The following is a 15,093-nucleotide window of genomic DNA, read 5'->3' as shown; positions in this document are numbered from 1 at the left end:
TTACCCGCGCCCTGACGCACGCCCAATGATATTAGCACCGCGCCAGGTTCACTGTCAATACGAAAATGCGCCTCTGTGTAGAACTGGACGCAGGTTAGATTCGGCTGGGTTACACAAACCTGCCCAGACCGGCCAAAAGCGACCGGTCTGGGCAGGAATCCGGTTCAGAATCAGCGCGCCGGAGGCCTGGGAGTGAACCTCGGCGCAATCGTCTCGAAGTAGACGTCCGGAGAGCCAGTTCTGGTGCTGGTCCAGAACAGCCAGTACACGTTAGGCCGCCTGAAGTTTCGCCGGTTGAAGGCGCCGCTGATCGGATCCAGCGCCAGCCGCAAGCCGGACTCGGCTCCGACCTGTTCGATCGGCACGGCCTCTTCGAGCAGCTCGGTCAGCAAACCGACCGATGACTCGAACGTGATCAGGTTCGGATATAGGACTCCGCTGTCGTCCACGCCGCGGTACTTGATCTGAATCCGCCGATCCTCCGTGCCCGCCATGAAGAACACTCGGCCTGTTGCCGGGTCTACCTGATAGAACCGTTCAGCGCCGGGGACGGCCGCGTCCCACGTCACCGTGAAGTTGAACAGCGAGCCGTCCGCATTGAGGGCGATTGCGGTTGGCAGTTGCACGCCGAACCTCACCGTCTTCAAGAACGGCCTTGCCGCCTGGGTGCCGTCGCTGGAAGTGCGAGTAAACGAGATCACGTGACGATCCCATCGCAACAGGTCGTCGAACGCCGGCCTACCGTTGGCCTGGTTGCCCCAGTAGCTGATGTCGCCCAATCGATTCCTGATCGGTTGAATGGCGTCGAAGTAGATGCCGATGAATCGGTCGTCGTAGACCATGCTTGCAGAGCGGTAGTTTGCTCCCGGCCCCGCGCTGACCTTGAGGTAGTACGGTGCGTACCGGACGTACAGCCGCATACTGCGGGGCACGACCGCTCCGGAGAACCTGATGCTGCCGGTGTTCGTGTCCACGTACACCCGGCCGCCGAGAGCGGTCGAGTACGAGATGAGGCCGGTATCTCGGTCGAACGTGCGCGTCGTCTTGTCGACGACCGTTTCGAACGTCCCGCCCACGATGCGCAGAACGTCGATGTAAGTTTCCGTGTCGCTGAACGGGGCCGTCGGATCGGCGATGAACAGATCGGAGCGTCCGAGCCGCCAGACGGCGCCTGGCGCCCAGTACGTGCCCGTCGCGGGATCGAGCAGCAACTCGTCGATTCTCGGGCCAAACGCCGCTTGAGGAGTTCGGCCTGTCGGTCGACCGTTCGCGTTGGCACTCAGTCGAGTCATGAACGCTTCGCTGAAGCTCCTGCCTCGAAGTTTGGCCGTGAACACCACGTCGATGACGTTGCGAGTCCTGATCGGTTGACTGGGGTCGGCAATACTCCTGTTCTGATACCTGCGGAGAACCGCAGACGGCGCGTCGACCGATTCAAAAGCGTTCCCCATCTGCAGCGATGACGGACGCGTCCAGTCCAAGCCGTTGTAGTGAGCCCAGTCCACCACGCCAAGCCCGCCGGCGTTCGACGTGTAGAACACCGTTGCGCTGTTGCCGGTCTGGACGAGGCTCGGCTGGCTCTTGCCTGCGCTATAGTCGAACGGCAGCGCCGTGGCCGGCGCGTTTTCCGTGATCAATCCAGTGGAGAGGAAACCGAGTTCTTGCAAGAACACTTGCTCCCTGAAGGACTCCGAGCCGTCGGGCATGGCTATAGCCGCAGAGCCGAGGAACGCCATGTACCGGTTCTGGATCGAGACACGACCGCTTTCGTCTGGGAACTGCGTGAGGTCGAACGACCCCGAAGATGGGAACGTCGGCGCGCCGAACTGCACGCTCGATGGCACGACGACCTCGCCTGGTCCGAGCGTGAACAGCGTGCTAGGCGCCGCGGTCGGGAACGGACCGGCCAGCGACCTGTTGAACCACCGAGCACCGCTGCTCTGGAGCCAGCCGTTGTAGTCGCCGATCGGGCTCTGGGTGACCGGCGGAACGACCGCCCCGTCGAACACCAGCGAGCTCAGATAGATCCTCCACGGATTCTGCGCTGCGTAGTCGGCCTCTGTGCGAACCATTGGATCCCAGTTCGGACCGACGTCTATTCTCGACGATGCGAAGACGACGAACAGGTTGCCGCGACCGTCGCGCATCGCAGATGGCTGCGCGTTCGGGAAGCGGTGGATGTCTGCCATTAGCAACGACTCCATGTTGGGAGCAGCCTTGAGCGTCGGCTTCGTCGTGAAGCGACTCTCGCGCACCGTAAACTTGAGCGTGAACCCCGGATCGGAGAACGGCTCATCCTGGCCAAGGGACGGCAGCCACGCAAAGCGGTTTGATCCGAGCCGATCTTCGAAAGCGAAGATACGCCGGATGTAGTCGCCGACCGGCACGCCGATCGGAACGGTGACGCCGACTGCCGCATCGCCGACTGGCACGAGGCCTGGATCCATCAGCAAACTGCCCGATCCCGGAAGATTCGGGTTGATTCGGCTTCTTGGGTTGACGCTGAGGCGCGTCGGCGCGACGTCGCCGGGGCGCGCCTTCTGCAGGATATTGCGACCCAGCGGGTCGATGCCGGTCATCAACGGGCCCGTGGCGCTGAATCGCGGGTCGAGGTTGGTGTGCAGGTGCAACGACGCGTCCAGCCACGACAGCTCGTGCAGCCCGTCGGAGTACAGCTCGACCGGTCGATACTGACGGCCCGAGAAGATGAGCGAATTCGAGTCGAACTCCTTCGCCACGCGAACGTTCAGAAGGTTCACGTTGCCCTCGTTGAACACCGAAAACGGGTCGAACATCTTCATCGCGCCGGTGCGGTAGATGCTGTTCCATGGGCTGAACTGCGTCACTGGATCCCACGGCGCGCGGGGACCGAAGCCCAGGCCGCCGTTGAATCCGCCGCCTGCAGGCAGCGAGCTCAGATCGACAGTCGGCGTTCCGACGGTCAGACGTTCGTCGACAGCGACGCCCAGACCGAGCCCGATGGTCCTGTACGGCTCCACGTTGCCCGGGTCACGACCGGTGCGGCCTGCGTCGACGTACACGGTCTGCGACCCGTAGTAACCGCTGTTGCTTGGCGGCTGACCTCTGTTGCTTGGCGGCTGGTAGCGCGGCACGTTCAGGTCGATGTCGAAGTCCGTCCGGGCGAGCACGCGGGTCATTTGCCTGTCGTAACCAAGGTTCGGGTCTGCGGTCCGGTAGTTCGTTTCGTCGATCGAGGCGATCGCCGGCGGGACCAGTTCAACGCCGATGAACTGCGGATTGTCTACTCGGCCGAACGCCTGTTTCGTGACGACGATGCGGTCTCGATTGACGTCCGGGTAATCAAGGCTGGAGTTCGGAACGAAGATCGGATAGTCCTCGAAAGACGGATACACTGCGCCGACGTTGTCCGTGAGCGGTTTCCAGACCCCGCCGTCCGCGCTGCCATCCGGTATCCAAGCAACGTCCGCAGCCGAGAACCGAATACCTGAGAGGCCGCGGCTCCGACCGTAAATGAGGCGCATCAAACTGCGGTCCAACACCAGCATTCTCGTAACGCCCGTGGTTCCGTGCGCGACGTTGCCAAACTGCGAACTCAGGCTCGGTCCGACCGCCGTGAACGGCTCGATAGCGTTGCCCTGATCATTGCTGACATTGCCGTTGCCCTGCACCATCGGATGGAACACGTCTGTGGTATTGCCCACGCTGCTCGCCACCGTGAAGCCGTCGTTTTCGAGGAACACGATCCCGATCGGGTTGGCGAGCTTTATCGGAATCTCCCGAGCTGCGCCTCGCTGCCTGCTGGAACCCGCCAGGATCGCCCTGGCCCGCAGCGTATTGTCCCCCGGCACGAGTCCGCCCGATCCAGTTGGGAGCATCGGGAACGCGCCCAGCATGAACTTCTCCTGGAATTGCTGCGTTGGGCCGTCCGGAATGAACCTCACCTGGATTTGGCGCCTCGTCGAAGCGCGCCGACCGCCCGAGAGCTGAATCTCGATGTTGTAGTTCGAGTTTGCTCCGAAAAGTTCAGGCAGATCGTAGATCAGAACGTAGAGCGCTTCGCCAAACTCAAAGCTCCGGCGCAGCGCGGCCTGAGTGGAGGCTGCCGACGTCAGGTCGCTGTACTTCAAGGTCCCGTCTTGCAGGCCCGCCAGTAGGCTATCGTAGGCGTCCGGCACCAGCAGTATGAAGCTGGCCTGGAGCATGATGTTGTCCAAATCCCGATCGTTCGGGTTGTTGATGTCGGTATCCCGGAAAATAGGCTGGTCGCCCCGAGTGATTATCTGGTTGTTCCCCAGCACCGGGTCAAAGTTGAATGCATAAAGCAGGCCCGCCGAATCTGCGACGTACAGCCATGAATGGATCTCGCCGGGCGCCTTGCCGCCGGAGGCGACCGAACCGATCTGCTCATCACCGTCGAGCGTAACGCCCCAAAATTGATGTCGCAGGGCCCGGTTGATGCTGCCGTCGGCCGGGAACGACGCGATGTGGCCGTCGACGGTCGGAACCAGGATGACCGGCGTGTTGAGCGCCAGAAGGCCGGCGTTGTTGTAGACCGTCTGGTGGGTGAAGAGCAGCGAGCTAGTCGCTGCAGAGCCAAGCTCCGTCGTCTCCCACTGGAACGCGCCCGTCAAAGCGTTGAACGACACGAAACGACCTTTGTCGTCCATGGCGAACACCGCGCTGATTTTTTCGAAAGGACCGCCGCCAGTCATGAGCGAGCGATCGACGACGGCAGGGCTCGATGGCCCGTACCGACCGTGCGAACCGGAAACGGTGCCGGTCGAGAACCATACAACGAGTCCGGTCACCTCGTCGATCGCGAACATCGTGCCGTTCGGCGAACCGTCGGAATCCGGCGCGCCGAAGTACACGTTTCCGAACGCTACTGCCGGCGCCATCGTGATCGGGCCTAGCACCGTCGCCGGCGGATACTGCCAACGCACCGTCGTCGACTTGGTCGCTGGCGTTCCGGCTGCGTCGAGCGCGAAGATTCGTCCTTGCGTCGTCGGAACGTAGATGGTAGGCGTTCCGCCGCCGGGGCCGAACGAGATCGATCCTGCGATCGGTCCGAGCAGGCTTGCGGATCGCGGCGCAGCCGGGAACAGAGGGTTGTAGTCGTCCGGATAAGTCCAGACTCTTCGCGTTGTGCCGTCGCCTCGGCCGGTCAGCTCCAGGCAGTACACGCGGCCGTTCTTCGTGCCGATGTAGAGGAAGTCCTGACCGCCGACGTTGGCTACCAGCGCCGAGCTGATGTCGAAACCGGTCGGCATCTCTGCCATGCCGTCCTTGCCATCCTCGCCCGCGACGTGGTTCGGGTCGGGGAACACGTCCTCGCTCGGATAAGCCCAATACGTCCGCGGCGGGTCGGCCGTCACCGGATCGCCGTGGGCGTCGATGCAGTAGATCCGGCCGTTCTCCATCGCTATGATGAGCACGTCCCGGCTCACGACGGCACCGCCCGGCAGCCTGACGTCAGTCCGTACCTGAACCGAGGTCGAGCGCATCTGCAAGTCTGCGGTGCGCACAAACCTAACGGCGTCTGCGAAGACCTGCCGCCCCAGATCGCCGAGGACGTCCGAGTGGTTGACGACCCTCACGGACAGCCGCGTGGCCGTAGAGTGACTGTATCCGTCGGTCGGTTGATCCGGCAACGGAACCCAACCGCTGGCAATTGACTGGTTGAACTTGATCGTCTGCACAACGGCGCCGCCGCGCATGATCTCGTATTGCGCTTCGATCGCGAGCGCGGAGCCGTCGTCGAGGTCCGGCATCCAGACCCAAACGAAGTAGTTGTCCTCGGGCAAGTCCGGCTGGAACGTGACCGTGGAATTTGTCGCGCCGTTTGTCACCGGTGCGATGTAGTAATTGACACCTATGTAGTTCGCCAGGAGGGCGCCTACGAGGAATCCACCTACTGGAGCAACTCCACCGTTGAGGTTGTCCTGCTGGATCACCTGCAGCGACCTCGTCTTGCCGCCGGCGTTCAGAATCCAGTCGCGCTTATCGCTGGCATACCGGTCGAGCTCGACCTGCAGATCGCTGAACGGCCGACGCACGGGCCAGTCGAACACCCGGTTGCGCCTGCCCAATCCGGTCGGGTCGAAAACGTTGAGGCCGTTGTGCGCGTACGACGACAAGACACCCATCATGAACGTCTTGTTGAGCTGTCCGACCGTCGTCTCCTCGATCCTCGAAGCGTACACGCGCCGTTGCAGCTGCGCCGGTCCACCGCCCGGTGGATTCGCCGTCAGCTCACTGACGATCGGGGTCGCGGCGTACGATCCGCCGCGCGCTACGAGGTTCACGAGCTCAGCCGCATCGGCGTAGACCAGCTCATTGCCAGGATCGGCGAACGGGGCGTCGAGGAAATCACCGTTCGGGCCGCGCGGGGTCGTGTTATAGAGCCGCACTGCGATCTGGCCGCTGGAGTCTGCCGTAAACGTCGTGATGCCGGTCAGCAGGTCGTTGAGCCGGAGGAATCCGCCACCGTTTGTGAACGTGTCCACGATGATCGGGATCGGCCCGCCGACCACGCCCAGCACTTCGAACACGTAGAACTTCTGCGGGAACATGAGCTGCGTGACGAAGACGCTTGGATCGACGTCCGTCGGACCGATGGGAATGTTCACGAACAGCTCGTACTCTTGCCCAACTCCAACGCCGAAGAAGCGCCACTCGTAGTGTGCGGCGGTAAAGCCGGGCGACGCCAGCGTTGGTTGTGAAAAGCTGAGGCTGGGTACGGTCCGAGCAAAGACGTACGGCGGCAAGAGGATGTTGTTCGACAGGAAGTTGAACGCCAGTGGAACGTTGCCGACTCCGACTGCAGTCCAGTCTATCGGAGGCACCTCGAGCGTTCCAATCTCACCTGTGTCGAGCGTGACCCGGTTCGCCAGGATCGGATCCCACCAGCGCAAGAACGAGCGGCCAGCGTTGTTGTAGGACGACGGTGGCGTAAGAGGCGGGGTTGACGGGGCCAGGGTCGGCATGCCCGTTCTGTGGTGGTTGCCCCGAAATTGCCTGTAGTCCTGCGCCGACGCGAAAGACGCGATGATCAATCCCGCGCACGCTATTCCTACTACCGCAATGGTCTTACTGAGATATCTTCTCTTATACACAAGCACTTGCTCCATGTTATTGGCGCTCCGCGTACACAGGCCGCATGATTCCGCGTATGCCCAGCACTGGTGGCAGTTCGTATTTGATGCTCAACGAATTGAATCCGAGGTTTGGCCGTAGGACGTCGTAGCCCGGTTCGTTCCCAGTTCCGAGGATCCTTCCATCGAACAAGGCGACTTCGCCGTTGAACGTCGAGCCGTTGAACGTCAGCCCGACGTAGCCGTTGACGATCAGAACCTCGCCCGAGTCCAGCCGCCGGGAGTACATCGGTCTGAATTGGAGCGCGTTTCCATTCAACTGGACCAGATTGTACGGCCCCGCGGATCGCGGTCGCCGCACGCCGCGGTACGCCTCTGTGGGCAGCATCCAGTTCACTTCCCACTGATCGGGATTCGCCAAGTTCGGCTGGATGATCTCATACACTCCGGAAGCCTCCGAAACCATCACAGCCAGCCTCACGCCGAATACGGTCGGAATGACGCGCAGGGTCACGGACGACAGCCCGGCGATTTTGTGATTGGGCTCGGCGGCCTTGGGCGCCGACAGGAAGTCGTACAGCCCAGTTCCCGGGCCGGTCTCCACCAAGAACGCCCCTGCGGGGATCGCCGGCTTTGAAAAGTCGGTGATGACCAATGTGCTGGCGCCGTCATAAATGACGATTCCGCCGAAGCCGCTCGACACGTCCAGGTCCTGTGGAGAAGAATCGAGCCCAAACGTCGCCCTCCCCGGCTCGACGTTGCCGAACCCGAACGCTACGACCCGGCGCTTGCCGCCGAAACCGTCGTCAATGAACACGTCATCAATGCTGTTGTAGGCATACCGCTTGCCGGACAGCTCCTCAGGCGTGTGCCAGCGCAACATTCCCAGCGCGGTCTCGACGCCTCCCGGCCTCGTGCTGTTCGGATCAAAATACTGAACGGCACCGATCAGGCGTCCGGTGCCAGGGTTTAGCTCGTACCGATCTACCAATTCTACGATCCGATTGTTGCCCGCTTCTGCGATCAGCACGTGGCGCCATAACTCCAGCGGGCGAGCGTTCGAGAACGGATTGTCCGCAGGTACGACGCGAGAGGTGAACGTAAAGACGTCGCGCGGATCGCTGAGATCGAGCGATTCCGAGTCGCTCATGCCTTGCGGCACGAACTTTGGATCGATTTTGAATCTTGAAATGGTGCGCTGCTCGGTGCCAGCCGCATCGATCAAAGCGACTCGGTTGTTGCCAGAGTCAACGATCCAGAACCCGCCGTCCGGCGTCGGGTACAGCCTCGTCGGCCTCGATAGCCGAACGCCCGTGCTCGCAGCCGAGTTTGGCTGCACCAGACCGGCTGATACGGTTTGCGTGGCGCTCCACACCGGGTTCCCGGCCGCGTCGAACCGCGATACCCGGCCTTCGTCGACGACGACGAAGTCGGAGCGCGTAAATCCATGGACCCGCTGGTCGCTCGTTGCGGCAAGCGCGCCGTCGCCGACGGCAAGGTTGAGCACCCTCTCTTCCGGCAGCGCAGCCTGCAGCACGCGCACCCTCAGGTCGTCAATACTGCGGGCGCCCTGGAACTGTGGCCACAGCATCGCATCGGCTGCGATAAAGTCCCCAGGAGCCGCCGACCTCTTAACGAACGTCGAAAGTTGCTGATGCCACGGCCGGATCGAATTGGTGCGAAGGAACGGATCGCTCGGACTGATCTGCGCATCGAAGGCGTAGATCAGACCGTGCCGGCGGAACGGCGGCGTAAAGCCACTGGCGAAGATTGACGGGAGAATGCTGCTGCCGGCAAAGTAGAGCGTCTCGCCTGCGACGACTGGCGCCGTAACCGCTTCGAACCCGTTGAGCACTACGTACCACACCAATGGATCGAATCGACCGCGAGCAAAGCCGGGAAAGACCCGTCCGTTGACAGCCGGACTCTCCGGTTCGATGATCAGGTCCGTCTGTCCGGATCGCCGAATGATCACTGGGAGGCTCGAACTGATGGAGTCCGTGATGCGACCGCTGCTCGTGGTCATGGCGTTCTTCAAAATGACCCGCCGCCGATTCGTGTTCGGGATCGGCTCTGTCGTGAACTGGCCGCGCCTCATCACGCTGAACTGTGTCGGCGCCAACTTATTCGTGCTGCGCGAGATGTCCGGCTGCACGAGCGTAAAGTCGGCGGAGCCTTCGATTTCGAATTCCAGCGGCCCCGGATTCGCTTCAAAAGCGAACAGAACGCTAGCGTCGATAAAGGCCGCAGACGATATGCCGAACCGCTTGCCGCCGGCTGCGACACAGTACACCGTGTCGCCGACGACCGATGGACCGCCTACGAACCTGAGATTCCAGATCGATGACCCCAAGAACGGAAAGTCGATGAGCAGCTCGTCCTCGTCGGTGACCGCGCCGGGCCAATTTATCGAGTCTGTCGTACCGCTGCTGTTGTTGAGCTGGAACGTCATCTGGTCGTAGAGGTCGTAGCGGTATACGAGCCTGAACTGGCCTCGGCCCTCTTCGCGCAGGTTGAACAGCGTTCCGCCGATCCCTCGCGGATCAGGGGATGCCGTGACGACGTACAGGTTGCCGGTTGATCCAAGAGCGACGTTGCCTTGAATTCGCCTTCGCCCGGAGCCAGCGGTAATCAGTGTGTCGGGGAACTGCAGCTTTCCGCGGACGAACTTGTCTGCAGGCACGCCGCCCAATCCGGTCGAAATCCCTCCCCAATCGATCGTGTAATCGACTCGCCACCCGACGTCGTCGTTCGGGTTGCCAGGCGTGATCGTGCCGTCCCAGTCCCAGGCCGTAGTCGAAATTCCGATGTCGATCTCGCCGTTTGTTCCCGGATCGGTGAGCGTGCCGTTCAGATTGTCCTCCATCTCGGCCAGGGTAAACGGGTCGCCGTTCGGCTTGAGTATCGTAATCTTGATGCCCAGGGAGCTGTTCGACCCGGCGAACAACACCGGGAGGCCGTTCCTGCTGGCGCGCGTTGTAATACGAAGAATGCCCGGGTTGACGAGCCGGGCGCGAATCGGTCGCTCGCCGCGGGCGCCGAACCAGATGCTCGCCACGGCCGCGGGCTGAGGCGTTCCAACGACCGTCGGCTCCATCGGCAGGTACACGACGCGATCGAGTCCGCTCGAGTTGTCCTGGATCGGTATGTAGCCGACCGTCGGGCTCGCGCCTGCCGGCTGCAGCGCTCCAGTTCCCTTGATCACCCACTCTGTGGCATCCGTGAAGAGCGGGATCGCCGTATTCAAGTCGATCGCGCGGATGCGGCCGTTTCCGTCCGACGCGCGAGTGTCGTGGACGAACGCGACGCCCTCGTGGAACGTCGGCGCGTGCGGCCCTGAAGCGGAGCCGTCCGAAAACTCGCCGTTCGGTGGGAGTATCTTCTCGACCGACTGTACCTCCGAGCCCTCCGGGGTCTCGAGGTCGAAAATGTGTACGGTGCCACCGTTGTCGACGACCCAAATCTGGTTGATCGCCAACAAGTTCTTACGATCCGGATTGACGAGCGACGTGTTGGTGACTTCAACCACCGCAGGCGATGACAGCCTGCCCAGGTCTACGCTCCGCCAGATCAGATCGGCGCCGGACCCTGCCAAGTCGGGCTCACCGTCGTCCGGATCGCCGTCGCCGTCGATATCTCTATCCGGCTGGGCGTCGAATACGGTTACGCGACCACCGATCGATGTGATCAGATACCCTTTGAACAGCGCGGGCGGCTTGTCTCTCTCTATCGCGCCCAACGAGACGTTGAATCGCTCCAGCAGTGGCGCTCGAACGTTGGATCCGCTGCTGCTCGACTTGCGCGATCCAGCTCCCGGCATCGCATAACTCGTGTTCAGCGACAGCAGGTTAACGACGAACTTCGCCGCAGCCGTGAACTGTGGATCGACGACCGGTTCAAGGCCAGCGAACCCCCTGTTGACCTGCGGCACGGCCGGCGGAGGGGCGTTCCTATTGAATCCTCTGTTGAGGGTCGCCGACACGCCGCGGGACGTCACGACGATATAGCCGTCGCCGAGCCGCCCCGAGCTGATCGTGTTGCCGTCGACGTTTGCTGCGACCGGCTCTAGCCGCCGCGAGTCCGGCTCGATCCACGACAGCAGTCTTGCGACCTTCCACTTGGCTAGGTTTACACGCAACGTGACAACGCCGGAAAGCGCGAACGCGTAGTCCATGCGCCTCACGTCGTTGACCGACAGCAGATTTGGTCGGCGAAGCAGCGGGTGCGCGGGGTTGATCTGGATCGGAGCGTTCGAGACCATCCAGTCGAACCCGTACGGGATTCCGTTGGCGAGATCGAGCCCGATGGACGCGTCGTTGATCAGGTCCACCCACAGGATGCCGCCCTGATCGATGTAGTTGCGGAGCTTCTCGCGCTCAATGCTGTTCAGGGAGAGCGTTCCGTTGAGGCTTAGAGAGAGCACGTCGAACCGAGCCATGGTCTCTTGGCCGACCGTCGTCAGCGACACTTCCCAATACGAGGCGTCGCGCTTGCTGATCCTCGACCCGACCGGCGGAACGAAGCCCGCGCCAGGGCGGTTCCTCCACCGCTGCCACATGTCGGCGGTCATCGACGACTGGCCCATCGGGCTGTCGAACGTCCAGCCCGCAGGCTTCACCGACGAATCGGAGTCAATGTTGAACCATATGTGCGGTGCGGGGTTCGCCGGCACGCTCGGATTTCCGATGCGCTGGCTTTCGATGAGCAGCACACCGGCGTTTACAGTCGTCCTGCGATGGGCGTAGGAAAGCGGCTGCGCGAGCGCAACGACGGCAGCAACCGCCAAAAGACATGTGATCGTAAGTCGTACTAGTTTCACGGATTTACCTCGTCGCCGAAGAACACAAGAGTCGGGCTGACCGGCAGTCTGGGTGTAGCGGAAAGCGCCCAGCCGTTGCCGTCCACTCGCATCGGATTCGCCCCGTCCGCCGAACCCGTCGCAAAGGTCGGGTCGAAGACGAGAGTGAAGTTCGGCACCGCGTTCTCTGCGGCCAAATTGTATAGCGCCGGAACGTGCTGCCAAGGAATCAACCGGCCTGTACCGCCGATCTCGCGGGGGATCCAACCCCACTTCTGCAGCCATTGCGACTGGTGCGCGATCGGCGCCGGCACGTTTTGGCTGATCGCGCCAATGATCGCCACTCTAACGTCCAGCGGTTCTGCGAAGAACGGGACAGAAGGCGTGTTGCCGAACAGCTCGAATCTCTGGCGCTGCGCTTGGTCGAGGTTCGTCGCGCTTACCCACGCGTTGAACTGCTCGCGCGAATCGTCCGAGTTCATGTTGAACCAGTTGCCGGGGATGACGTAGAACGAGCCTTCTTGCGCGTACATCGCGGCCTCGATTCGCACGTCGTAAGGAGCGATCGCAAACCGTGCCGCAAGGTAGTTTTTCGGCGGCAGCGGTCCGACCGAGTCCAACCTGATCCTCAACTTCGTGTCGTCCATCAGCGCCAGTGCGTAGTCTCCTTCGGGGTTGCCGCCCGGTGGCACGAGCGTTCGCCTGCCTGCGCCGATAGACCAGGTGCCCGGCCTGACCAGCGGGTGACCAACGGTCTCGAATTTCGGATAGGCGTTGATGGCTGGATTGCCCAGCCCGTAGATCGGAATGTTCCGCCCAGGCGTGAAGTACGGATCGGCGGCGTTGTAAGTGATCGTTCCCGCGCTTGCAAAATCGAGCTGCCGGCTGAAAAAGTATGATGCGAGAGTGCCGAGCGTCGGACCGACGTCCATCGAAGTGAAGGCTGGACCGTTGTCGTCAGCCGAGTTCGCGACCAGCAGCTCCGACTCGAACGCTGGACCGACGGCGTTCGCGCCTGCCCATTCGGCGTATCGCAGAGCGTACGGAACCCAGGTGATCGGATTGAAAGGATTGATTCCCCCGTTGCTGGGATCCGGATCCGGCCCATAGAGGAACTGCGCTTGCAGCGTGATGCTGGTCGGGCCGCCCCAGTCGAGCTCGATCGGATTCGGAGTATCGGGAAGCGCGTCGGCGTTCTTGGGCTTCGGATCTTCGCCCGGCCCCGGCGCGAAGAACTGCGTAGTGTTGACCGTGATGTAGTCCCGCGCGATCAGGCTGATCGCGGAACGGCTCGGGGTCGAGAGCATCGCGCCAAACTCTGTGATCAGACCCTTCGTGATGCTGCCCTCGACGTAAATGGTGCCGCCTGAAACGACCGTTAGCTGGATGTTCGTGGGTATCACGCCGCGAACGCGCGCGTCGCCCTCAAAGTAGACGACCCCGTTGAACGGAAGCCCGTTGTTCAAGAAATCACCGTTCGAAAGCGACGCCGCAGGCTGATTCGCAAGCGTCGGATGCTGGATCGAGTTGAGGGTCCAGACTTGGCCGCCGATGTCCCGTAGCCTGTATCGAATCGTCGAGAGGCCGGTCGAAGCGCCATTGGCCGGGTCGCGCCAGAACCGTCGCCGGCTCCGGCTGTCCCGCACGATTTCAAATCCGTCGTGCCGCAGCTTCAGGTATGCGCCGATCGGCCGGTAGAACGGCCCTTGCCAGCCTAACGAATTGGCGTTGTTCGGATTCATCCAGTCGTTCGGCAGCGACCGCATGGCGCCGAGCGCTTCTCTCTCATCTTCAGTCGAGACGTTGCCTCGCTCCGGCGAATCGACGTAGACGCCCTCGCCAAAACCCCAGCGCCCTAGGTTGAAGCCGTTGATGACCCGCCCCGAATCGCGCGAACTCAGCAGGAACCGGTCAGCGCCGCCCTGCGGATCTTCCAAATCCATCAGCGGCGGCTCAATGTACGTGATTCCGCGCGGGTACCCCATCGCGTCGGGCTGCTGTACGCCGTCGACGAACACCCTGCCGTAAGTGCTGAACGACGGGTTTCTGCTGTCGAGCGCCGTACCCGTGATCGATATCGGCACTGTGACCGTCGACGGATTCCCGCCCCAGTCGCTCAGCCAGAGGTCGGTCCCGGCGTCGTAGTACGACCTGGACAGTTCGAGGTTCGAGGCGTCGTTGGCCGCGCTCACGTTCCCGTGAATCTGGAACGCCTCACCGAGGAAGGCGTTGAGGTGGACTTGCACGTCGCCGTGAATCCTCAGCGACATATTGCTGTGGAACCCGCCTTGACCTGGCGTGAACAGCCAGGATCTTCCTCTGCCCGCGTTCGGCTCGGGGTAAGAGATGCCGATCTCCACCGCCACGCGAACCGGACTGCCGGCGAAGTACGCGCCAACCGAAACGGCGGAGTCGAACGATCCGCCGCCGCCAGCGGTCGGCCAGCCGAAATCTGCCGGGCGCGCGACGTGGTTCAGATCCGTGATGAACATCGCGTAGTTGTTGATCCCGGTCGTCGCGAACGCCACCATCTTGCGGGATGCGGTGATCTGCGAATCAATGTGCCGAACGCGGCCAAGGGAGTTGGCCAGGTCATCTGCGTCCTTGTAGTTCTGAACCTTGACCGCCTCGCGAGCCAGACGCGTCGGATCGATCTTGCCTCCCGTCAGCAGCCGCCCCGCTCGACCGACGGATTCGATGACTAGGTAGCTGCGCGTCTTGCCGGACTGCCTCAGGCCCCCCGTCGGCGTGGCGAACGCATTGTAATTGCTTGGCGCGTACCGTACGCGCAAGAGAACGCGACCGCGCTCAAAGAACACCCGGGTGTACGGGCCAAGGCCGTCCGGGCCACCGCGATCCACGAGAGCGTCGTTCGTTCCGGGAAACATCAAGCCGGAGCCCGGTCGCAGATACATCGCATCCGGATCCTTGGTAAAGCCCGCAGGCGAGACGCTGAACGGCGGGGTCGGGGCTGGGCGCCAGTCGGCTCCTAGAACTGAGTGCAGCAGCTGGTAGTGCGCGTACCGCGCCCCGGCTTCCGCCAGATCGTTCGCCACAGTTCGGCGCTGGCTTGAGCTAGAGCGGCTCATAGACTGCGCGATGATGGCTGCGAAGGCGCCGCCCAGAATGAGCAGCACGCCGAGGACGATGATCGCGATGATCAACGTTTGGCCGTTGTTGCGGCCGATCCACTCCGTTCTTCTAGTACGCATCTTCCTC

3 protein-coding genes are annotated in these 15,093 nt (G+C 62.3%); all 3 read right to left on the bottom strand.

Annotated elements, in window-relative coordinates:
* Nucleotides 1-170: 170 nt before the first annotated feature.
* Nucleotides 171-7,037 (bottom strand): PQQ-binding-like beta-propeller repeat protein, encoded by a 6,867-nt coding sequence (locus IH944_09005; protein ID MCH7904686.1) that lies wholly within the window; start codon nt 7,035-7,037, stop codon nt 171-173.
* Nucleotides 7,038-7,113: 76 nt separating this feature from the next.
* On the bottom strand, nt 7,114-11,895 hold the full coding sequence (locus IH944_09000; GenBank protein ID MCH7904685.1) for a hypothetical protein: 4,782 nt from the start codon (nt 11,893-11,895) through the stop codon (nt 7,114-7,116).
* Nucleotides 11,892-15,086 carry a hypothetical protein gene (locus IH944_08995; GenBank protein ID MCH7904684.1) on the bottom strand — a complete coding sequence of 1,065 codons (3,195 nt, stop codon included), beginning with the start codon at nt 15,084-15,086 and terminating at the stop codon, nt 11,892-11,894. The genes IH944_09000 and IH944_08995 overlap by 4 nt, the downstream gene beginning before the upstream one ends.
* Nucleotides 15,087-15,093 lie beyond the last annotated feature (7 nt).

This window comes from Armatimonadota bacterium (assembly GCA_022563855.1).
Classification (GTDB): domain Bacteria; phylum Armatimonadota; class Fimbriimonadia; order Fimbriimonadales; family Fimbriimonadaceae; genus JADFMN01.
The sequence above is the reverse complement of the archived record's forward strand: the minus strand, read 5'-3'. Positions and strand labels throughout refer to the sequence as shown.

Excerpts from the sequence above, each read along its gene's own strand:
- IH944_08995 (MCH7904684.1), bottom strand. The coding sequence starts at position 15,086 with ATGCGTACTAGAAGAACGGAGTGGATCGGCCGCAACAACGGCCAAACG.